This window comes from Pedobacter frigidisoli (assembly GCF_032678525.1).
GTDB classification, from domain to species: Bacteria; Bacteroidota; Bacteroidia; order Sphingobacteriales; family Sphingobacteriaceae; genus Pedobacter; species Pedobacter frigidisoli_A.
Window position 1 is genome coordinate 581,061 of record NZ_JAVTSE010000001.1, and the last position, 23,543, is coordinate 604,603.

Genomic DNA, 23,543 nt, shown 5'->3' on the forward strand with positions numbered 1-23,543 from the left:
ATCATGTAATTGGGAAAGCCAGTTTGCTTTGATACAAGGTTACATGGTTTTATTACACTTCTCATTCGCAGCTTTCCATAATTTTTCTATCTTTGGTTTTTAATGAATTTTCTTTATCCGGGCTTTCTTTTTGCACTAATATCGGTTGCTATCCCGGTTGTTATTCATTTATTTAATTTCCGGAAATTTAAGAAAGTCTACTTCTCAAATGTTCAGCTTCTTAAAGAGGTAGAACAACAAAACTCATCAAAAGAGAAACTAAAAAACCTTCTTATTCTGGCTTCCAGGATACTGGCAATTATCTTTTTAGTACTTGCCTTTGCACAACCTTACATTCCGTTATCCGATCAGAAAACAGTTTCTTTGAATAATGCTGTAAGTATCTATATCGATAATTCTTACAGCATGGAGGCCGTTAATAAAGATGGCACTTTGTTAGATGAAGCCAGGAGGAGGGCAAAGGAACTGGTTAACGGTTTTGGGATTAACGATCGTTTTCAGCTTTTAACCAACGATTTCGAGGGCAGGCATCAGCGGTTGTTAAGCAAAGATGAGTTTCTCAAAGCACTGGATGATGTCAAAATATCTTCAGCACAAAGAAACCTGCAGCAGATTTTAAACCGCCAGGGAAACGTATTAACTGCTTCTGCCAACAAATACAGTTTCCTGATCTCCGATTTTCAACAGAATCTCTCCAACGGAAAAAAACTTGAAACGAAAGCTGATATCCGATATTCACTTCTTAAATTAAATGCTACTTCCTTAGCAAATGTTGCTGTAGATAGCGTTTGGTTGCTTTCGCCGAATCACCAACCCAATGCAAGCGAGAAACTGGTAGTCCGTTTAAAAAACTATTCAGATGAAGAAGCAAAAAATATCCCCCTGAAGTTAACTATTAACAGCCAGCAAAAAGGATTAAGCGCAGTAACTATACCGGCGGGCAAAACTTTATCCGATACTTTAAGTTTTTCCGGATTAAAGACGGGGTGGCAAAAAGGTATTATTACCATAAAAGATTTTCCTGTAACTTTCGATGATACCTTGTCATTTGCATTTAAAGTAGATGATAGTATGCCCGTATTAAATATCAACGGTATTAATGGAGGCAGTTACATCAAGTCACTTTATGCTGCCGATCCTTACTATAAGCTAACAGAAAATACTGAAGGTAACATCAGCTACAGTGCTTTTCCCAATTTTGGTTTGATCGTGTTAAGTGAATTAAAGAATCCATCAAGTGGATTGGCTCAGCAACTGAAGGCCTATCTGAAATCTGGTGGTAAAATTGTGATCTTCCCGGATATGGATGCCGATGAGCAAACTTATAATACCTTTCTCCGCGGTCTTTCGCTGCCCGTTATAGATCGCTTGGATAAAACTGAAGCTAGGGTTGATCAGATTGACCTGCAAAATCCGGTTTTTAAATCTGTATTTGAGGAAATTCCAAAAAACCTCGACCTACCTGTTGCTACCAGGTATTTTACCTTTGCTGAAAGCAATGCCGCAAATAAGGAGTCTGTTTTGTCTTTACCTGGTGGTAAGCTTTTTTTTGCAAAGTTCGGTATGGGTAACGGATCAGTTTACTTATCCGCATCAGGGCTTAATCCGGCTGATGGAAATCTCGCACGCCATCCGCTTTTTGTTCCACTGATGTATCAGGTTGCCCTAAATGGAGGAAACGACAACGCTTTATATTATAGCCTTAATAATGATAATGCGCTGGCGAGCACAAAGATCAACCTGGGCAGAAATCAGACGCTGAAATTAACTGCTAATAATTTTGAGGCCATTCCGGAAATCCGCCAGACTGATGGAAAAACCCTTGTATATGTTGCCGACCAGGTTAAGCAGGCCGGATTTTACAACCTTACTCTAGCAGATTCATTAATCAATGTGTACGCTTTTAATAGTGGTAGAAGTGAGTCGGACATGCACTACCTGAGTAAAACCGAGCTAAGCAATCTTGCTGAAAAGAGCAACCTGAAAATATTTGATACAGATAAAGATGCGGTGAAATTAATTTCTGGCAGTAACAAAATCGGACAAACATTATGGAAACTTTGTCTAATTTTGTCGCTGATTTTTATTGCAGCAGAAATTTTGCTCATACGATTTTTTAAAAACCCTAAAAAAACAATATGAATCTCCTAGTTAAAAATGTAACCATTGCCGATCCGCAAAGTAGTTTCAATAAACAAGAATGCGATGTCAGGATCGTTGATGGTAAAATTCAAAGCATAGGAAAAATATCTCCTGGAAAAGATGAAACACTTTTCGATGCTCAGGGAGCTTTTCTAACACCTGGTTTTTTCGACCTGAACTGTGTTGCAGGTGATCCGGGTTTCGAAACCAAAGAAGATATTCAAACGCTAACCCAAACCGCCAGGGCAGCAGGTTTTACGGGTTTGGCCCTTTTACCGCAAACCAGCCCGGTTGTTCAATCGAAATCGCAGGTAGAATATATCATCAATAAAGCCAAAAATAACCTTGTTGATGTCTATCCTGTTGGCGCAATCAGTCAGAATCGTGAAGCCAAAGAGCTAGCTGAATTATTTGATATGCAGCAAGCCGGAGCAGTGGCATTCTCTGATGGTGATAAAGCGCTGCAAGACGATGGCTTTATGAGCCGTGCATTGCAATATGCCAAAGGTTTGCAGGCCTTACTAATGGTTTATCCGGAAAATAAATCCATAGCCGGTAAATCACAAATTAATGAGAGTAAAAATTCGGTGCTTTTCGGTATGAAGGGATTGCCAGCTTTAGCTGAAGAAATGCATATCGCACGTGATATCTTTTTGGCGTCCTATAATGACACTAAAATTCACATCAGTAATATTTCAACAGCAGGTTCGGTTGCCTTAATTCGCAAAGCGAAAAAAGATGGCGTACAGATTTCCTGCGATGTTACCGCTCATCACCTGGTTTTTACCGAAGAACTCTTATCCGACTTTGACAGCAACTATAAAGTGAAACCGCCACTGCGGGGCAAATCTGATGTGAAAGCATTAATAGCCGGTTTGAAAGACGGAACGATCGATGCCATTACTTCACAACACCGTCCTGAAGAAATTGAATTTAAAAACGTGGAGTTTGAGATTGCGCATTATGGAATTATCGCGCTGCAGACGGTTCTTCCTTTGTTAATAAAGGCGGGACTGGATGCCGGATTAATTGCAGAGAAGTTATCAATAAACCCGCGAAAATTACTAAATTTAACTATCCCCGTTGTGGAGGAAGGGGCGGTAGCAAACTTTACCATCTTTAACACGAGTGACAAATGGTTGTATAATGCTGCCAGTAACTTTTCCAAATCAGCAAATAACCCGCTGTTAGGAACTGAACTTACGGGAAAAGTGATCTTAGTTTATAATAATAATCAATACCAGGAAAATTAAAAGACAAGCTTTTCCAGATCCACTACCTGATATTGGATACCTGATACTCATTACTGGGGCTACTCGCTACTTAAACAAAACACTTGATACGATAAAAACATGGATAATAGAGTAAAAAAAGCGCTTGTCGCTTCATTAAATAAATATGCTGAAGTTTCTGAAATAAACGTTGAAGGTTTCGAAACGGAGTTGATCGCAACTTTTGAGCTTGACCTTAACTTTTTAGACAAAGCAACGGCTTTTGATGCTGTTTTTGATTCCCATCCAGACTTTGAACCATTACGCGAAATTTTCTTCGACTTACTCATGGTAAATTTCTTCAGCAGCGATGTTCAGAAGCTTGAGGATGACTACCTGGAAAGTGATGAGTGGGCAAATATTGAGGAAGAGACAATTGAGCGTGGCTCCGAGTTGTTAAACCTTCTACTCTATATCAAAGAATGTAAGGATGAGGATATTGAGCCTGAATTGGGCGATTTCCTGAAAGAGTTTTTATTGGTAGAAGATGATGAATTTCAAGATGAATTTGAAATTTATGAAGAAATGATCAGCAACCAGAATTTAGCGGAGAGCAGTGTAGAGGATATTTGTAAAGCAGCTAAGAATTTAAATATAAGTGAAGAGCTACAGGAACTTTTTGTTCCTTTTATGGTGTTCTTCCTCGATGTGGAAGGCAGTGCAACCACCAATAAAGAATTAATTCAGTTTAGCAGTAACAAAGCCTTCGATGCGGCATCTTATACTTTGATTACCACAATCAATAACTAAATTAAACATATATGGACAAAAGTGCTCAAATTTCACAGCTATCTCTTAAATACGGCTTTATACTGGCAGCAGTATCAATAGTTGTTTCGTTAACACTACATTTTATCAATCCGGTGCTTGTATATACGAGCTTCGCAGCTCAAATTGGAATCTTTATTTTATTTATAGCCTTACTGGTTGTCTCAGGAATTAATATCAGAAAAGAAATCGGTGGATACTGGAGTTTCGGAGAGGCTTTTAAAGCATTTTTAATTATTTCGCTTATCCTGGCGATAACAGCAACGCTATATAACGTGATATTGATGAAAGTTATTGATCCGGATCTTCCTGCCAAAGCAGCTGCTGCTATTGAAGATGCACAAAGAGCCATGATGGCTAAGTTTGGTTTGGGTAACGAAGAAATTGACGAAGCCTTAGCCAAAGCAGGCAATATGCAGGAAAAGCTTGAACCAACCTTCAAAAATATTCTAACCAGCTTTGGTGTTTCAATTGCTATGTATGGTGTTCTCTCACTAATTTTGTCTGCAATTCTAAAGAAAAAACAGCCAGAAAGTTTAAGTACATTCCCTAAAGAAGCTTAATTAGCAATTACAAAATTTCGAACGTGCAGGTTTTATCATTTAATTTGATGAAATTTGCACGTTTTATTTTAAAAGAGTTTTGCTGACAGGACTTAGGTTCTGATACCAGATGCTCGAATCTTGATACTCATAAATGGATATATCAGTTGTAGTACCTTTGTTTAACGAAGACGAATCTTTACCTGAATTAACGGCATGGATCGATAAAGTAATGGTTGAAAATAGCTTTACTTATGAAGTTATTTTGGTTGATGATGGTAGCACGGATAAATCATGGGATGTTATCGAAGCGCTTCGGGCAAACAATCCTGCAATTAAAGGAATCAAATTCAGAAGAAATTATGGTAAATCTGCAGCCTTAAATGTAGGCTTCGAGGCAACCCAGGGCGACATAGTGATTACCATGGACGCCGATCTGCAGGATAGTCCTGATGAAATCCCCGAACTGTACAGAAGAATTAAAGATGAAAAACTGGATTTAGTTTCAGGTTGGAAAAAGAAACGCTACGATCCCATCACTAAAACAATACCTACTAAACTGTTCAATGCTGCAACCCGTAAGATGAGCGGCATAGAGCTGAATGACTTTAACTGTGGTTTAAAAGCGTACCGTTGCGATGTGGTTAAAACCATTGAGGTATATGGCGAAATGCACCGTTACATTCCGGTTATAGCAAAATGGGCAGGTTTCAGCAAAATCGCAGAGCAGGTTGTAGAACACCGTGCCCGTAAATATGGTACCACAAAGTTTGGTTTCAGCAGGTTTATCAATGGCTTTTTAGATTTACTCTCCATTTTCTTTGTCGGTAAATTTGGAAAACGCCCGATGCATTTTTTTGGCTCACTAGGCGTTTTGAGTTTCTTTATCGGCATTATCATGTCGCTTTATATTTTAATAGAAAAGAAGATCTTGATCTGGCAAGGCCTGGCTTATCGCGATGTTACCCAGCAACCCTTATTTTATTTATCATTAGTGGCTATTGTAGTTGGCTCCCAAATGTTTCTTGCCGGATTCATTGCTGAACTTTTATCCCGTAATGCACCAGAAAGAAACCAATACCTGATAGAAAAGGAACTAAAATAAAATGTTTTTCTCCATCATCATACCGCTTTACAATCGTCCGCAGGAAATAGACGAGCTTTTATATACCCTTACCAAACAAACCTATTTGCAGTTTGAGGTTCTGGTGATTGAAGATGGATCTAAACTTGATGCGAAGGCAATTGTTGAGTCCTATCAGGATAAGCTTGATATTAAATATTATTTCAAAGAAAATGCTGGTCAGGGTTTTGCCCGGAATTATGCCTTTGAAAGGGCAAATGGAGACTATTTCATTATATTTGATTCCGATATTCTCGTACCACCAGACTACCTGGAGATTGTTAAAAACTATTTGTTCGAACATCATTTAGATGCTTATGGCGGTCCTGATGCTGCACACGATAGCTTTACGCCTGTACAGAAAGCCATTAGCTATGCCATGACCTCGCCCTTTACAACTGGCGGAATTCGTGGCAATAAAAAACATGTAGGCCAGTTTCATCCGCGTAGTTTCAACATGGGTATTTCCCGTCAGGCATATGAAAAGGTAGGAGGTTTTATCCTTACCCGCCTGGGCGAAGATATCGAGTACAGCATCCGGATTCATGAAAATGGTTTTAAAATCGGTTTAATCCCAAATGCAAAGGTGTACCATAAACGCCGTACAAGCTTTATCCAGTTTTATAAACAACTGCACTTTTTTGGCAGGGCAAGAATTAATATTTATAAACATTTCCCCAAAGAATTAAAGCTGGTTCACTTCTTCCCGGCAATGTTTACCCTGGGCCTTGGATTTACCGTATTGTGCAACTTTATTTACCCGCCACTGGCCTATGTTTGCAATTTCTTTTTGCTGATTTATTTTATGTTGATATTTTTTCACGCCTGGTCTGTAAATAAATCTTTAAAAGTTGCATTTTTGAGCATTATATCCTCCTTCATCCAATTAACTGCCTATGGCTTAGGATTTATACAGGATTTATTTAAAAGAGTGGTATTCAAACAACAATGATCAACTATTTAAAAGAAAGTACGTTTGCCGTTAACGATGTGATTCAGAAGGCATGGAGCATCACCAGAAAACATTATTTTTCTATTGCTACCCTGTGCTTCCTCATGTTTATCACAGCCAGTGCATCCAGCCTGATGGCCTTTTTTATTAAAGATGTAAGCAAGGCGCTCAGTTTTGTAATGGCAGCTGTTTTCGTGTTTTTGTATTTCACCATTAACCTTTCTTTGTTTAAATACATTTTTCACCTGATGGATGATGAGGAGCACGATGTTAAAATTGTTGATACCTTACCAACCAGACAGCAGATTATCAGGTTCCTGATTGCAACCCTGTATTTCATTGGCTGTATTTTATTCATTGGATTGATTTTGTTTCCGGTGCTATATATATTAGACCCAGTTTTGAGGTATCTGGTCCAAATTGGCTGGGTAAGCAGCTTCAGGGAAACAGGCGTCATCATTACTCAGGTGGCAGTGGGGATTGCAATTCTAGCCTTATTTATTACCTGGCTGAGAATTTCTTTTTTTCCATTTTTTATTATCGATAAAAATGCTGCCCCTTTCGAATCAATCAAATTAAGTTTAGCCATTACAAAAGGGAACTTTACTAAAATTTTATTACTGTTATTGGTTTTGGGTGGAGGCTATTTAATATACCTGCTATTTAATTTGTTACACTGGCCATTTGTGGCTTTCATCGTTAATATTTTAAGTTCATTTATCATTGTTCCACTATCTAGTGTTGCCCTGACGGTAGCCTATCGTAAAATTGCAGGCGAATATAAAGGTGATGAGCATCCGGATATCTTGCATAATATCGTTTAGCATCGCGGTTGTTCACCATCAATCATCAAATCTTAAAGTATGGGATTAAAAGCGGCATTGAGTAAGCCTTTTGCAGCGTTTGCTGTTTGGAAGATTAATAAATGGAAAAAAAACGCTGTTGGTGCGCAGACTAAGATACTTCAGCGCCTGATCGCTGAAGCTAAATATACAGCCTTCGGAAAAGACCATCATTTCGGAGAAATAAAAAATTATGCAGATTTCCGCAAAAAAGTACCCGTTCAGGACTATGAAGGTTTAAAACCTTATGTAGATCGCGTGGTGGCGGGAGAGGCCGACGTGCTTTGGAAAGGTAAGCCACTTTATTTTGCCAAAACATCAGGAACCACTTCAGGGGTAAAATATATTCCGCTTTCTAAAGAGTCGATGCCCGAGCACATTAAGGCTGCAAGAAATGCCATTTTAACCTATATTCATGAAACCGGAAAGGCTGATTTTGTAAACGGCAAGATGATTTTCCTGCAGGGGAGCCCGGTATTGACCGTGAAACACGGGATCAATATTGGCCGCTTATCTGGAATTGTTGCACACCATGTGCCCGCTTATTTGCAGAAAAACCGTTTGCCATCCTACCCAACTAATATTATCGAAGACTGGGAGCAAAAGGTTGATGCCATTGTTGAGGAAACGATCGATGAAGATATGACCCTCATTTCTGGTATTCCACCATGGGTACAGATGTATTTCGATAAACTTTCTGAAAAAAGCGGAGGCGCAAAAATTGCATCAATCTTCAGGAACTTTAGCCTGTTTATCTACGGGGGCGTAAACTTTGAACCATACAGGGCAAAGATCGAACAAAGCATCGGAAAAAAAATAGATTCTATAGAAACCTATCCCGCATCAGAAGGCTTCATTGCTTACCAGGACTCACAAAAAGAAAAAGGATTGCTGCTTCTGGCAGATGCAGGGATTTTTTATGAGTTTATTCCTGCAGATGAATACAATGAAAATCCAACCCGTTTGTCACTGGGCGAGATTGAATTAGATATTAATTATGCACTAATCCTCAATACCAACGCCGGTTTATGGGGATACAGCATTGGCGATACCATAAAATTTGTTTCAAAAGATCCCTATAAAATTGTTGTAACAGGCAGGATCAAACACTTCATTTCGGCATTTGGCGAGCATGTTATTGGTGAAGAGGTAGAACATGCCTTGTTAAGTGTAGCCAACGAAGAACAAGTAGAAATTACCGAATTTACAGTTGCACCACAAGTAAACCCCAAAGCAGGGGAATTGCCTTATCACGAGTGGTTTATCGAGTTTTCGTCTGCGCCAGAAGATTTGGCAGCCTTTAGTAAAAAGGTAGATCAGGCTTTGCAGAAGAAAAATATTTATTACTTTGACCTCATTGAGGGAAATATTCTTCAGCCTCTTGTAATCAGGTCGCTTCAAAAGGACGCGTTCGTTAACTACATGAAGAGCGAAGGGAAATTAGGTGGACAGAATAAGGTGCCAAGATTAAGTAATGACCGGAAACTGGCCGACGGCCTTAAACAATATGTGATTTAAATAGAGATTCAAAAAAACATTGACAAAACAACATAAAAATATAACCATTCTCGGCTCTACCGGGAGCATCGGTACTCAGGCGCTCGAGGTGGTGCGCGATAATCCCGGTATTTTCAAAGTATCTGTATTATCTGCCTTAAAAAATGCCGAGTTGTTGATCCAACAAGCCAAAGCATTTAAACCCTCGGTTGTTGTCATCTGCGATGACAGTCAGTATAGCTATGTGAAAGATGCCCTTGCGCCTCTATCCATCACCGTATTAGCTGGTGAGCAGGCACTCACAGAAGTAGCTGCTTATCCTGACAGCGACATTGTGCTCACTGCCCTGATGGGCTCTGTTGGGTTAAAGCCCACTATTGCTGCCATTAAAGCAGGAAAAAACATTGCTTTGGCCAATAAGGAAACCTTAGTGGTAGCAGGCGAATACATTACCCGCCTGGCTGCCGAATATCAGGTAAAGATTCTCCCTGTAGATTCTGAACACTCTGCTATTTTTCAATGCCTGGTGGGTGAAACGCAAAACGAGATCGAAAAAATTTATCTGACCGCATCTGGCGGACCCTTTCTGGGCAAAAGCCGGGAATTTCTCTCAACCGTAAAAAAAGAACAGGCTTTAAAACACCCTAACTGGGTAATGGGGGCTAAAATTACTATCGATTCTGCCTCATTGATGAATAAAGGCCTGGAAGTGATTGAAGCTAAATGGCTTTTTAATCTCGAAGTAGATCAGATCGATGTAATTGTTCACCCGCAATCCATTATCCATTCAATTGTTCAGTTTACAGACGGATCGATGAAAGCGCAAATGGGTGTGCCAGACATGAAATTGCCTATTCAGTATGCATTGAACTATCCCGACAGGCTAAAAAACGATTTTAAACGTTTTAATTTTCTGGATTATCCCAACTTCAGCTTTCAGCAGGCCGATATGGAAACCTTTAGAAACCTGGGTTTAGCATTCCAGTCATTGCGAAAAGGAGGGAATATGCCCTGTATCTTAAATGCAGCGAATGAGGTAGTAGTAGAATCATTTTTGAAAGACAAAATAGGTTTCCTGCAAATGAGCGATGTAATTGAACGGTGTATGGATGAAATCAAATTCATAGAACTCCCGCAATTAGACGATTATTTAGAAACTGACAAACATAGCCGTATCTTAGCCGGCGAATTGGTAACAAAAAGTATAGTTTAACATCTAACATAAAAATATTATAATAGAATATGAATGGATTGATTATGGCGGGGCAGCTGCTGCTTGGATTGTCTTTATTGGTTATCTTACACGAATTAGGACATTTTCTGGCAGCCAGGGCATTTGGTATTAAAGTAGAAAAATTTTATTTGTTTTTTGATGCATGGGGTTTTAAACTGTTTAGCTTTAAAAAAGGGGATGTGGAGTACGGTGTGGGATGGTTACCCTTGGGCGGCTATGTGAAAATTGCCGGAATGATCGACGAAAGTATGGATACTGAGCAAATGGCTCAACCTGCTCAACCTTGGGAGTTTCGCTCAAAACCAGCCTGGCAACGTTTAATTGTGATGCTTGGTGGTATTATCGTAAATGTCATTGTGGGCGTCATCATTTTCTGGATGCTTACTTTCAAATACGGACAGAACTACACCGTTAATGGCAAACTGACCTACGGAATTTCTGTAGGGAATATTGGGAAAGAAATCGGACTGAAAAACGGGGATAGGATTTTAGCCATCAACGGAAACAAACTGATCCGTTTTGAAGATGCCATTTCCAGCAAAGTTTTGTTTGACGGTGCCCAGCTGACTATTTTGCGTGGCAACCAAACCCTTTATGTTTCAGTACCTGATACCATCTTAAACAAAATCTCTAAAAACGAAAAAGATAACTTCATCGCGCCCAGGTACCGGATGCAAAGCATAGAAAAAGTTGTGGTACCGGATCCTTCTGTGGATGAGCAATCTTTTATCGGTAAAATTTTAGATAAATTATTCGGACGGAAGTTCGAAAAGCCATTATATCCGGCTTATAGTGCAGGTATAAAACCTGGGGATAGTATTTTAACCGTTAACGGCAAGCCTGTCACTTTCTTTGATCAGTTTAAAGATGAGGTTTCGGCTAATAAAAATAAAAAGGTAACAATCGTTGCTTTACGTAAAGGCAAGGAAATCACCTTTAATCCAATCGTGAATAGCGACGGAACAATAGGTGTTGGCCCTAACTTTAAATTGCCTGAAAGTGCTCACATCGATTACGGATTTGCTGAATCACTTCCTATTGGTGCTAACATGGCCTGGAGCACCTTCCTTGATAATGCGAAAGGTATTGGTAAAATGATTACCGGTAAATTAAGTGCACGTAACATCAGCAGCCCGGTAGGTATTGCCAAAGCTTATGGCAGTAACTTCGACTGGGTTAAGTTCTGGACCTTGACCGGGCTGATTTCAATGGCACTTGCCTTTATGAATTTATTGCCGATCCCGGGTTTAGATGGGGGGCATGTCGTGTTCCTGCTCATTGAAATGGTTCAACGAAAACCAGTAAGCGAAAAAGTACTGGAACGGGCTCAGATTGTAGGCTTTGTGATCCTGATTTGCTTAATGGTGTTTGCGTTTGGTAATGATATTTTAAAATCTTTCGGTAAGTAAAACCAATTTGATAATATTGCCGCAAATGCAGGGCTGATTGTAAGCCGGTGCATTTGCGGCTTTTTTAATTTATAAAATCATGAGCGAACAAACATCACAGCCCGATTATTTCGGATTTTACGAATTACCCATATCGTTCAATCCTGATCAGGCGGCAGTCAAAACCAAATTCTACGCCTTAAGCAAGTTATACCACCCTGATTTTTATGCAAACGAAAGTGAGGATAAACAAAATGAAGTGCTGGCACTATCTACATTGAATAATAAAGCTTATCAAACCTTAAGCAATACTAAAAAGCGTCTGAGCTATGTATTAACGCTTAAGGGGATAGTCGAAACAGATGAAGGCTATCAGTTGCCGCAATCGTTTTTAATGGAAATGATGGACGTTAACGAGGCGCTGATGGATTTGCAGTTTGAGCCTGATGCTGAAAAGCTGGCCGAAGTAAGTAAAGCTGTTGCAAACATTGAACAGGAACTTGCTGCGGAAATGAAGGAACTTACTAATCAGTTCGACGAAAATCCGGCAGCTTCGGAAACATTGTTTCCCGCCCTTAAAGATAATTTTTATCGGCAAAAATACATAGATCGTATCCGGGAGAAACTTCCTCGCTAAGTTCAGATGGAGTAGGGTACTTACAGAATAAATATTTTCTATAAATAGAAAAGCCTTAGATTTCTCTAAGGCTTTAATCCGTACCCGGAGCCGGAGTCGAACCGGCACGGTTTCCCACAGGTGTTTGAGACCAGCGCGTCTACCAATTCCGCCATCCGGGCATGTGTTGGACGGGGTTGCAAATGTAGATAACGAAAATGAAAAAGCAAAAAATATTTTAAAATAGTTCGTAATTGATTTACGGAGTGTTGTTTGCATTTTCCGGCCGCTCGTCTTTTAACTTCCTATCCACTACAAATGGCGCAAAGGGAAGTAATGAAGCCAGAAAAATCAAAATGGCTTTACCAAATTTCCATTTCTGCTCTTGCCAGGCCATCACCAGACAGGCTATATAGGCAATAAACAAAATCCCGTGTAGCCAGCCAGTATACTTAACTACCTCTTTATAATGCAACAGGTACTTAATTGGCATAGCAATCAACAACAAAAATAGATAAGAAATACCTTCTGCTACGGCAACTTTGCGAAAAATGGAAAGAGAACTCATGAAACTGATTTTTTCCGAAAGTAAGTTAAAGCTGTGGCTGAACAAAAACTAAATCATGATTTTACACTTTCCTGTTTAATTTCGAAATTGTTTAAACTAACCTATTAATTTGTCTCCTGTATCCGTGTAGTATTAACGACCTTGATGGTCACCATTGGGAATTTGTATGGATGGATCCGAATGGCATGCCGGAAAATCAGGTTTAATACTGGGTAACTGATACCCGGTACTCAATACTTTCCATTATCTTTGCTTGTAATTCAATTTTTTCATACTGTGATTAATGTAAACAACATCTCCGTTTCGTTCGGCGGAACTACGCTCTTCAGCGATGTAACCTTTTCGATAAACGAGAACGATAAGATAGCCCTGATGGGCAAAAATGGCGCGGGTAAATCTACCATCCTCAAAATCATTGCAGATGTAGCCAAACCAACTTCAGGAAATGTAACTGGTCCTAAAGATGCAGTGATAGCCTATTTGCCGCAACATTTGCTTACCCACGATAAGGCTACCGTTTTCGAAGAAGCCATGAAGGCTTTTGAAGAGGTTAACCAAATGCAAAAAGAGCTCGACGAATTGAATGAACAGCTCACCGTGCGTACCGATTATGAAAGCGATGATTACATGAAACTCATTGAGCGGGTGTCAGAGCTGAGTGAGACATTTTACTCCATTGAAGAAACCAATTACGATGCTGAAGTAGAAAAAGTGTTGAAAGGCCTGGGTTTCGAGCGTAAAGACTTTACCCGACAAACATCAGAATTTTCAGGTGGATGGCGCATGCGTATCGAACTGGCAAAAATCCTGCTGAAAAAGCCTGATTTAATTTTACTGGATGAGCCTACCAACCACATGGATATCGAAAGTATTCAGTGGCTGGAAGATTTTCTGGTTAATTCAGCAAAAGCAGTAATGGTAATCTCGCACGATCGTGCTTTTGTAGATAACATTACCAACCGGACTATCGAAGTTACCATGGGCCGGATTTACGATTATAAAGCGAAGTATACCCATTATTTGCAGCTGCGGGCTGAACGCCGTATACACCAGCTCAAAGCTTACGAAGAGCAGCAACGGTTCATTGCCGATAACCAGGAGTTTATCGATCGTTTCAGGGGTACCTATTCCAAAACCCTCCAGGTACAGTCGCGCGTAAAAATGCTCGAGAAACTGGAGGTTATTGAAATCGATGAAGTGGATACATCGGCGTTGCGGTTGAAGTTTCCTCCTTCACCGCGCTCCGGGCAGTATCCGGTAATGGTAGAAGAGCTGACCAAAACTTATGGCGATCATACCGTATTTCAAAAAGCATCTATGGTTATTGAGAGAGGGGAGAAGGTTGCTTTTGTAGGTAAAAACGGCGAAGGTAAATCAACCATGATTAAAGCCATTATGAACGAAATTGATTTTGAAGGAAGTTTAAAAGTAGGGCATAATGCCAAAATCGGCTACTTCGCCCAGAATCAGGCTGCTTTGCTGGATGAAAACCTGACCGTATTCGAAACGATTGATCAGATTCCGTTAAGCGACAATACCATTAAAATCAAAGACCTTCTTGGTGCTTTCATGTTTAGTGGTGACGATACCACTAAAAAAGTTAAAGTGCTTTCAGGAGGAGAAAAAACGCGTTTAGCCATGATTAAATTATTGCTTGAACCGGTTAATGTTTTGATCCTCGATGAGCCCACCAACCATCTGGACATGAAAACCAAAGATATCATCAAAGATGCCTTAAAAGATTTTGATGGTACCCTAATTCTGGTATCGCACGACAGGGACTTCCTCGACGGTCTGGTACAGAAGGTGTTTGAATTTGGAAACAAAAGGGTGCGCGAACATTTCGAAGACATCAAAGGATTTCTGGCTTATAAGAAAATGGATAGCCTCAAAGAAATCGAACAAAATTAATAGCGTATTTACAAAGAATTCACCCTCTATAACTCAAAAACCTTCGGTTTTTCCGAAGGTTTTTGAGTCTTAAAAAATCCATTTCCCCCATTCCTACAGGTTTTTGAATACTTTAAGAGTTGCTCAATGAAAGCCGGAAGTAAGCCTAATAAGTGCTTTCCGTAAAGTTCGCAGTTTTAAGTTTGCTCACATTTTTCTGTTCAATGGCTTTGCCGGCATAGGTTGGTTTGTTCGGTCCCCAAATCACCTGGCTGTTAGATACATTCATATTCCCGGTGTTCTCAAAATAGAACCCTGCAATCGGGCTTTTAACCAGCCCATCTACATTACTGGGTCTTCGATCGTAAATCCCACCCGTTTCTGTTGTGCTTTTATTCATGAAAACACTTACCTGATCGAACTCGATGTTGCTGATTTTTTCAGGCGATTCTCCGCTGATGTAAACTCCTCCTTCTCCTGTACAACGGATGTTGCTGAAATATATATTTTTAACCGCGCCTACAAAACCCTTCGTTTGTCCTTTTGGTAAACGCCAGCCCGCATCTTTATTATTGGCAGTTGCCCTCGGGTAAGCGGTAATGTAAATCGGCTCAGATTTACCCCACCAAACATCCGAAAATAGCTTCGATTCAATAATCAGATTAGAGAAAATGACGTCGCTCACTGTTCCTTCATCCCGGTTTTGAATACCTATGCCGCGGTTACTTTTTCGAATATTACAGTTATTGATCAGCACTTTGCTGATCCTGTCCATATTTTCAGAACCTATTTTGATGGCGCATGAACTTGAAGTCATGGTACAATTGCTGATTACGATGTTTTCACAAGCACCATATTCTTCAAATTCACGGCGGTTTTTCAGACAAATGCAGTCGTCACCCGATTCAATATAACAATTGGTGATCCTCACATTTTTACTATGGTCAAGATCAATCCCATCACTGTTCCTGATTTTAATACTGTTTAGTAAAGTGATATTGGCGATGGATACATCATTACAGCCAATCAGGTGAACAGTCCAGTAGGCAGAGTTTTGAAAAGTTACCCCTTCGATGTTCAGCTTGTTACATCCCTCCAATGTTAACAGGTGTGGTCGTGGATCAATGATATTAAATGGTTTAAGTACATACGAATCACTTAATTCTTCGCCCATAAATGAAATGCCGTTCCCATCAATGATACCACCGCCGGTGATGCTTACCCGTTCCAGGTTTTTACCGCCGATCCAGATAGTACCTTCACCCTTATTGTCTCTGAATGCACTTTGTTTGTAAATACTTTCATCAGGGCTTGCCAGGATTTTCGCGCCGCCTTCAACCCTCAGTTCTACAAAAGATTTAAGGTCAAAGGGACCTGCCAGATACACATGACCTGCCGGTACGAGTACCTGTCCTCCGCCAGCAGCAGAGCAGGCATCTATTGCCTTTTGGATGGCTTTAGCATCGTTTGTTTTTCCATCGCCTTTGGCACCGTACCGGATAATGTTGTATTGGGCGCCCGCCTGTAAACTAATCGTGATCAGAAGGGCAATGGCAATAATTAATCTCATGTTAAATGTGTTGATGATAAAATATGATATGATAAAGGGGATGAATTTACCAGAATACGGTGTACAGTGCTGCAAGTATTCCACAAATTATCACCGAGGCTACCGCAAATGCAGGCGTAACTTTAAACATGCTTCTGTCTAGTTCCAGTCCCTGCTTATTGTCTTTACTGTTCGGATCGGCAAGTGTAACCAAAACCATAAGTACAATAATAATCAGGAAAACCCACGACATTCGGTTTAGAAAAGGGATGGGCTCAACCCAGCTACCGGTTAAAGTTGGCAAAAATTTGAGTAGTATGGATAGTGGAATGGTGAGCAAAGCTGCAGAAAGCGCAGCTCTCGAAGTAGTCCTTTTCCAGAAGAAACCCAGCAGAAAAATAGCGAAAACACCGGGGGAAATAAATCCTACATATTCCTGGATAAACTGATATACCTGATCAAAACTCCTTAAAGCCGGAGCGACCACTATGGCAATCAGCGAGGCGAGAACTACGGCCCATCTGCCCACATTCACCAGCTTCCGTTCTGAGGCGTCGGGGCTAATGTATTTTTTGTAGATATCCAATGTAAAGATAGTCGCAATGCTATTTGATTTTCCGGCAAGTGAGGCAACAATGGCGGCGGTAAGCGCTGCAAAAGCCATCCCTTTAATGCCCGTTGGAAGCAGGTTCATCAGCACAGGATAGGCATGATCTGGCTTAACAACCCCAGCCGCATCCAGCATTTCAGCCTGAAAATAGCCCCTTTGATAAAGTACAAATGCAGCAATACCCGGAATCACCACCATCACCGGGATGAGTAATTTTAAGAATGCTGCAAATATCAATCCGTTCCGGCCGGTTTTCAAATCTGCCCCAAGGGCACGTTGAACAATGTATTGGTTACATCCCCAGTAATTCAGGTTATTAATCCACAGGCCCCCAACCAATACCGCAATACCCGGTAACTCATGGTAAAACTTGTCTCCTTTATTAAAAATCATATGAAAATGATCAGAAGCTTCAGTCCGGAGCAGGGGGAGAGCATCCAGTACCGTTTGGGTGTGTAGTTTCTCCGACACCAGTTTAAGCGCCATGTAGCAGGTAATTAATCCGCCAATAACCAGTACAACCACCTGTATAACATCCGTATAGCCAATCACCTTCATTCCTCCAAGGGTTATGATTGCAGAAAATATAGCGAGAAAAATGATGCAGGTACTAAAAGGGATTCCGGTAATGGTTTCTATGGCCACTGCACCTAAAAAGAATATGGAGGTGAGGTTTACAAAAACATATACCAATAACCAGAATACAGCCATTAAAGTACTTACCGTATTATTATACCGCCTTGATAAAAACTGCGGCATGGTGTATATGTGATTCTTGATGTAGATGGGGAGGAAGTAAACCGCAACAATAATCAGCGTTGCGGCAGCCATCCATTCATAACTGGCAATTGCAAGTCCCATAGCAAAACCAGATCCCGACATGCCGATAAAATGTTCTGCAGAGATATTGGAAGCAATAATAGATGCACCGATAGCCCACCAGGTTAAAGAACCTTCTGCCAGAAAATAGTCTTTAGTATCGGTTTTCTGTTGTTTTTTGCTGCGGTAAACCCAATAACCGTAAGCTGAAACGATAATAAAATAAATAAAGAATACAGTACAGTCAAGCCCTGATAAATGGTTCATAGAAAGGAATTATATTTGGTTGTTTTAAAAGTCCGAAAAAATCCCATAGTTAAAAGAATTAGCAGCTTATTTAATTACGTAAACGTTTTCGGGTAGTGGCTAAATGCCTGGCTGTCTAACAGCCTGTAGAAGCCCGTTTAATGAGCACGGATTTTAGCACTACATCCCGCTCATCATCAATACCTTTCTTGTTTAAAATTTTAAACAAACATTTGGCAGCTTCATTCCCGATTTCAAATGCGGGTTGCGTGATGGTGGTTAGCGAAGGATGGAGTAACCGGGCCGAGCTCATATTGGAGAAGCTTAAAATTTTTACATCTTCAGGGATATTTAGTTTCAGATCAATGCAAGCCGAGTACGCAGGAATGATAAATTCTTCAATTGAAGAAAAAAGTGCATCAGGTTGCTGATCTTGAAAAAGCTGTTTGATCTGCTTTAGGTTTACTTCCTCTTCGGGTTGGTATTTTACAATAAGTTCTTCTCTCGGTTCAAGTCCGTTTGCATGCAGTGCGTCAGTATATCCCATAAACCTTGCCCTTCCGGCAGGCAATTGATCCAGCCCATACAGGTAAGCAATTTTCTTACAACCACATTCAATCAGGTGCGTTGTTGCTTCAAACGATATTTGATAGTCATCGGTAGTCACCTTGAAGGTATCCAGGCTTTCATATACACGGTCGAAGAGCACCACAGGTATTTTCTTTACCAGCTCCCGGTAATACTCATCATTGTATTCATTGCTCGAAACGGAGGTCAGTATGCCATCTACTCTTCCATTCAGCAAGCTGTTGGTAAATGATTTTTCCATTTCCGTATCTTCATGCGTTTGATAGATGAGTACATGGTAGCCATATTGCCGGGCTATTTCTTCAATACCTTTAATGGCGAGCGAAAAAAAGTTATTGGCCACACATGGAATAATTACAGCGATGGTTTTGGTTTTATTGCTCCTTAAATTGCTGGCTGCAGGATTTGGGGTATAGTTAAGTGCTTTCGCCAGTGTCCATACACGGGTTTTGGTTTTTAAACTGATTTCGTAACTATCATTTAGCGCCTTAGAAACCGTTGCAATAGAGATGTTCAGCTCCTGCGCAAGTCTTTTAATATTAACTTCCCCCGACATTTTATAATTCTTAGTTTGTTAGTCTTTAATTCTGCTTCAATATCCTGAAAACACCAGACATTGGCTTATTCATGATAGACTCTGCTATTACGAAAATATAAAATAATTGTTACAATAGCATCTTTTTAACATGTGATTGAGCAGGATGTTTACAACCTTGAATCATTCTAAACAAATAGATAATGTATTGATTTTCAGTAATCAGTAATCTATTTTTTAAAATTTACGTAATCGTTTAAGTAAATATAGTTGCCAAAATATAATGCTTTACGTTTTCAAACTCTCAATTTTAGCTAACCAAAGAAATATTTTTTAACCAAATCATTTCTAGTATTATGAGAAACGAAAACCTGCTTTCAAAGGAAAATGAAAACCCTTTGAAAAATCTCGATCAGTGGGAGGAGGATTTATTAGTCCGTTATCCCGATCCAACAACCATCAATACCGATAAAAAAGAGGAACAGTTCCGGAATTACGAGGAAACCGAAAAAGATGGGGTAAAGGAGTTTTACAGACTCAATCATACCTATCAGACATACGACTTCGTTCAGCAGAAAAAAGCAGATTACCTGAAGTTCGATAAAGAGGAGATGCCGATATGGAGTGCTTTCGATTTTCTCAATCAGCTGGTAGATGATTCAGATCCCGACACCGACCTCGACCAGATGCAACATTTACTTCAAACATCCGAAGCCATCCGCAATGACGGTCACCCGGATTGGATGGTATTGGTGGGGCTGATCCATGATATGGGTAAAGTGCTTTGCCTGTATGGTGAACCACAGTGGGCTGTAGTTGGTGATACTTTCCCGGTTGGATGTGCCTATTCAGATAAAATTGTTTACTCAGAGTTTTTTGCCAATAATCCCGATTATCATAAACCAGAATACCAGACTAAGCTGGGGGTATATACGCAAAATTGCGGATTGGATCATGTGCATATGTCGTGGGGCCACGATGAATATGTGTATCACATGATGAAACCCTATATACCGGAAGGGGGGCTTTACATGCTGCGTTACCATTCCTTTTATGCCCAACACAGAGAGAATGCTTACGATCATTTGATGAGTGAGAAGGACCACGAAATGTTTAAATGGGTAAGGTTGTTTAACCCTTACGATCTTTACTCGAAAAATCCCAATCAGAAAAGCTGGGAAGAATTAAAACCCTATTATCAGGCGCTGGTAGCCAAATACCTGCCGGTAAACATAAAGTTCTAATCAATAACAAATATCCTTATAACCAAATTAAACTAACCAATTATGAACCAAATGCTACACGAATCATGAAATCAAAATTAAAAAGCTTAAATACTGGCTGCATTATTTTGCTCTTTCTATTGATCAGCCAATCGTTCAATATCGCCTTTGCGCAAACTGAACGGAAAATCACCGGAAACTTAGTTGAGGCTTCCGGGGCCCCCATTATCGGTGCCTCTGTATCGGTAAAAGGAACCAGCAAAGCAACAATTACGGGTGATAAAGGTGCTTTTAGCATCGCGGCAAAAACAGGTGATAAACTTGTTTTCACTTTCATGGGCTTTGAAACAAAAGAAATCAGCATAGGCGCCTCTTCTAACTATAAGGTAACCATTGCTGAAGCTACTGCATCGCTTACCGATGTAGTGGTTGTAGGTTATGGAAAAAGCTCCCGTAAAACGTTGTCGAGTGCCATTACCACTATAAAACCCGAAGAACTGAATAAAGGTGCCATTTCTGATGTGGGTCAGTTATTGCAGGGAAAAGTTGCCGGTGTAAATATCAGTGCCAGCGGCGATCCGAATAAGCCTGCAGCAGTTATTTTGCGTGGAGCATCCACTGTAAACAGTCCTGGAGCGCCCTTCTATGTGATTGATGGAATTCCAGGAGCCGATATTGCTGCAATCGCACCAGCCGATATCGCCTCAATCGATGTGTTGAAAGATGCTGCTGCAACGGCAATTTATGGTAACCGCGCAGCTAGTGGGGTAATCATGGTGACTACTAAAAGAGGTAAATCCGGTAAACCACAACTCAGCTACAGCGGTTATGCCGCTGCGGAAAAAGTGAGCAGCCAGCTTGATTTAATGGATGCCGATCAACTCAGAAGTTATCTTACCGCCAATAAAGTTTCCTTTTCTCCAAACGATGACAAAGGCCAGAATACAAACTGGATGAAAGCCATCGAGCGTTCTACCGCATATTCACAAAACCATAACCTTTCCTTTAGCGGCGGGGCAGAGCACAGTAACTACAGTGCCAGCTTAAATTATTTCGATAAAGAAGGGATCCTGTCAAAAAGTTCACTCGAAAGGATCATCGGCCGTTTGAATATCGATCAATATGCTTTTAACGATAAGGTGAAATTTAGCTTAAACTTATCCAATTCGAGCAGCAAATCAATAAATGAGCCATTGCAAAACATCGTTTTGCTGCAGGCCGCTAAACGTTTACCCGTTTCACCGATATACAATGCTGATGGAAGTTATTTTGAAAACCTGAATAATACAGGGTATTTCAATCCCATCGCCATTTCAGATAATGCACAGGATGAAACCAAATACAATGTACTACTCGGTGGATTTAATACAGAAGTAAAGTTGCCATTTGGTTTTACGTATAACGTAAACTTATCTTACCAGAAAACCACTGCCGCACACGGAGAATTCTACAGCAGCTATTTTGGTAAATACCCAACGTCAAACTTTTATAATAATCCTGATCCTGGTATAGGCATAGCGCACACCCTCATCGGAAGCTTGTTCGGAACAAACGGATCTGCATTGAGAAGCAATTATGAGAACTCCACAAAAACACTGGAAACCTTTTTAACCTGGGATAAGAAGATTGGTGACCACAGCATCAACGCAGTATTAGGCTATACTTACCAGGATAACGTGGTGGGTGACGGGTTTCAGACTTCAAGTACCAATTTCCCGACAGATTACATTGGCTTTGCCAACCTGGCACTTGGAAATCCTTATGCCATTTCCTCTTACCGTATTAATCTAGGTAACGACCTTACCTATGGAAGAATCAAGATGATTTCCGACTTCTTCAGGGTGAACTATAATTATAAAAGCAAATATTTATTACAAGGATCGATCAGACGCGACGGGAGTTCAGTATTTGGTAAAAACAACCAGTGGGGTTATTTTCCTTCAGTGGGTTTAGCATGGAGAGTGAGTGAAGAAGAATTTATGAAAGGGCAAACCGTGGTAAGCGATTTAAAAATCCGTGCCAGTTATGGTATTACGGGTAACTCTTCGGGCATCGGAGCATACACCGGTCAGTTAATTTATGGTATAAGCGGTACTTACTACAACAATGGGGTACAGGCTGCTGCTTACGCCCCGATTCAGGGTTCAAATCCCGATTTGAAATGGGAGCGTACAGCAACCAAAAATTTAGGTGTCGACTTCGGTCTCTTCAACAATAAGGTTTCCGGTAGTGTTGATGTTTATGATAAAAATACCACAGATATGTTATTCAAATATAGTGTATCGGCTTCTCTGGTACCTGGAGGCGCAATCTGGGCAAATGGCGGAAGTATCAACAACAAAGGTATCGAAGTAAGCTTAAGCAGCTCACCGGTAGCTACAAAAAACTTTAGCTGGTCTACCACCATTAACATGGCTTACAACAAAAACAAAATCACCAGCTTAAAAGGGCCGTATTCAAACGGAGATTCTGTACGCTACTCAGATCCTGAGGGGCCGGGTCAAACCAATGCCACTTTGCAGATTCTTAAAGTAGGCTACCCGCTAGGTCAGTTTTTCTCCCTTAAATATGCAGGAAAAGACGCCGCCGGCAATTCACTTTTCTATAAAAGAGACGGATCCACAACTACCACACCCGCCATCGGAACTGACTACTTTTACCTTGGCAGCGCACAGCCAAAAGTGCTGATGGGCTGGAGCAATACATTCAAATATAAAGAGCTGGAGTTAAACATCTTTTTAAGGGGGACCTTTGGCAATAAAATCTTTAACGCTACACGGGCCGATTTATCTTACACAGCAGGTGCAGCAGTAAATAACATCCTCAACAGCGCTGCTGATGATAAAGTCAGTGACACCCGGAATTCATTCTATTCTGACAGGTATATTGAAAGTGGTTCATACGTAAGGCTTGATAATGCTACACTGGGTTATAATTTCAAAAACCTGATTAAGAATGTAAGCAATGTAAGGTTGTACGTTTCCACCAACAACTTGTTTACTATCACCGGATATAAAGGAATTGATCCGGAAATTAACCAGGGAGGCGTTGCACCGGGGATAGATTACAACAATTTTTATCCTAAAACCCGCACTTTCTTATTGGGCCTTAACGCATCATTTTAACAAAATAATTTTAAG

General features: G+C 40.4%; 18 protein-coding genes and 1 tRNA gene. 14 read left to right on the plus strand and 5 right to left on the minus strand.

The genetic code is table 11. The features are described from left to right. The first annotated feature begins 102 nt into the window (after positions 1-102). The 11 genes from R2Q80_RS02590 (at position 103) to hscB (ending at position 12,396) form a co-directional block, all read left to right on the plus strand. On the plus strand, positions 103-2,142 hold the full coding sequence (locus R2Q80_RS02590; protein ID WP_316798080.1) for a BatA and WFA domain-containing protein: 2,040 nt from the start codon (positions 103-105) through the stop codon (positions 2,140-2,142). Then, entirely contained in the window at positions 2,139-3,395 is a 1,257-nt protein-coding gene (locus tag R2Q80_RS02595) for a dihydroorotase (protein ID WP_316798081.1), read from the plus strand. The genes R2Q80_RS02590 and R2Q80_RS02595 overlap by 4 nt, the downstream gene beginning before the upstream one ends. Before the next feature lie 99 nt (positions 3,396-3,494). Continuing rightward, complete coding sequence (locus R2Q80_RS02600) at positions 3,495-4,163, plus strand: hypothetical protein (protein ID WP_316798082.1); 669 nt, start codon at positions 3,495-3,497, stop codon at positions 4,161-4,163. A gap of 11 nt (positions 4,164-4,174) precedes the next feature. Beyond that, positions 4,175-4,744 carry a DUF4199 domain-containing protein gene (locus R2Q80_RS02605; RefSeq protein ID WP_316798083.1) on the plus strand — a complete coding sequence of 190 codons (570 nt, stop codon included), beginning with the start codon at positions 4,175-4,177 and terminating at the stop codon, positions 4,742-4,744. A gap of 133 nt (positions 4,745-4,877) precedes the next feature. After that, on the plus strand, positions 4,878-5,828 hold the full coding sequence (locus R2Q80_RS02610; RefSeq protein ID WP_316798084.1) for a glycosyltransferase family 2 protein: 951 nt from the start codon (positions 4,878-4,880) through the stop codon (positions 5,826-5,828). Position 5,829: 1 nt separating this feature from the next. Further along, entirely contained in the window at positions 5,830-6,798 is a 969-nt protein-coding gene (locus R2Q80_RS02615) for a glycosyltransferase (protein ID WP_316798085.1), read from the plus strand. Beyond that, positions 6,795-7,622: a hypothetical protein gene (locus R2Q80_RS02620; RefSeq protein ID WP_316798086.1), complete on the plus strand. Its 828-nt coding sequence runs from the start codon at positions 6,795-6,797 to the stop codon at positions 7,620-7,622. Before R2Q80_RS02615 ends, R2Q80_RS02620 begins: the two co-directional genes overlap by 4 nt. A 39-nt stretch (positions 7,623-7,661) precedes the next feature. After that, positions 7,662-9,158: a GH3 auxin-responsive promoter family protein gene (locus tag R2Q80_RS02625; protein WP_316798087.1), complete on the plus strand. Its 1,497-nt coding sequence runs from the start codon at positions 7,662-7,664 to the stop codon at positions 9,156-9,158. Between the two features lie 19 nt (positions 9,159-9,177). After that, positions 9,178-10,350: a 1-deoxy-D-xylulose-5-phosphate reductoisomerase gene (locus tag R2Q80_RS02630; protein ID WP_316798088.1), complete on the plus strand. Its 1,173-nt coding sequence runs from the start codon at positions 9,178-9,180 to the stop codon at positions 10,348-10,350. Positions 10,351-10,379: 29 nt separating this feature from the next. Then, positions 10,380-11,780, plus strand: a complete 1,401-nt coding sequence (rseP, locus tag R2Q80_RS02635) for an RIP metalloprotease RseP (protein ID WP_316798089.1) — start codon at positions 10,380-10,382, stop codon at positions 11,778-11,780. A 79-nt stretch (positions 11,781-11,859) separates the two neighbouring features. Next, entirely contained in the window at positions 11,860-12,396 is a 537-nt protein-coding gene (gene hscB, locus R2Q80_RS02640) for a Fe-S protein assembly co-chaperone HscB (protein WP_316798090.1), read from the plus strand. Positions 12,397-12,477: 81 nt separating this feature from the next. On the opposite strand, the gene R2Q80_RS02645 is transcribed toward hscB, so the two are convergent. Then, positions 12,478-12,557 (minus strand) — tRNA-Leu (locus R2Q80_RS02645). A 77-nt stretch (positions 12,558-12,634) separates the two neighbouring features. Then, complete coding sequence (locus R2Q80_RS02650; RefSeq protein WP_316798091.1) at positions 12,635-12,943, minus strand: DUF3817 domain-containing protein; 309 nt, start codon at positions 12,941-12,943, stop codon at positions 12,635-12,637. 276 nt (positions 12,944-13,219) lie between these two features. On the opposite strand from R2Q80_RS02650, the gene R2Q80_RS02655 reads away from it, so the two are divergent. Next, entirely contained in the window at positions 13,220-14,854 is a 1,635-nt protein-coding gene (locus R2Q80_RS02655; RefSeq protein ID WP_316798092.1) for an ABC-F family ATP-binding cassette domain-containing protein, read from the plus strand. Positions 14,855-14,999: 145 nt separating this feature from the next. Here the strand turns inward: R2Q80_RS02655 and R2Q80_RS02660 are convergent, their stop codons facing one another. The 3 genes from R2Q80_RS02660 to R2Q80_RS02670 all read right to left on the minus strand — a co-directional run bounded on the left by R2Q80_RS02660 (position 15,000) and on the right by R2Q80_RS02670 (position 19,201). Then, positions 15,000-16,403, minus strand: coding sequence for a glycoside hydrolase family 28 protein (locus R2Q80_RS02660; protein ID WP_316798093.1), 1,404 nt, complete (start codon positions 16,401-16,403; stop codon positions 15,000-15,002). A 46-nt stretch (positions 16,404-16,449) separates the two neighbouring features. Further along, on the minus strand, positions 16,450-18,078 hold the full coding sequence (locus tag R2Q80_RS02665; RefSeq protein ID WP_316798094.1) for a sodium/sugar symporter: 1,629 nt from the start codon (positions 18,076-18,078) through the stop codon (positions 16,450-16,452). A 115-nt stretch (positions 18,079-18,193) separates the two neighbouring features. After that, complete coding sequence (locus R2Q80_RS02670) at positions 18,194-19,201, minus strand: LacI family DNA-binding transcriptional regulator (protein ID WP_316798095.1); 1,008 nt, start codon at positions 19,199-19,201, stop codon at positions 18,194-18,196. Between the two features lie 335 nt (positions 19,202-19,536). Between R2Q80_RS02670 and R2Q80_RS02675 the strand changes: the two genes are divergently transcribed. Then, entirely contained in the window at positions 19,537-20,424 is an 888-nt protein-coding gene (locus tag R2Q80_RS02675) for an inositol oxygenase family protein (RefSeq protein ID WP_316798096.1), read from the plus strand. 65 nt (positions 20,425-20,489) lie between these two features. Then, complete coding sequence (locus R2Q80_RS02680; protein WP_316798097.1) at positions 20,490-23,528, plus strand: SusC/RagA family TonB-linked outer membrane protein; 3,039 nt, start codon at positions 20,490-20,492, stop codon at positions 23,526-23,528. Positions 23,529-23,543: the final 15 nt, after the last annotated feature.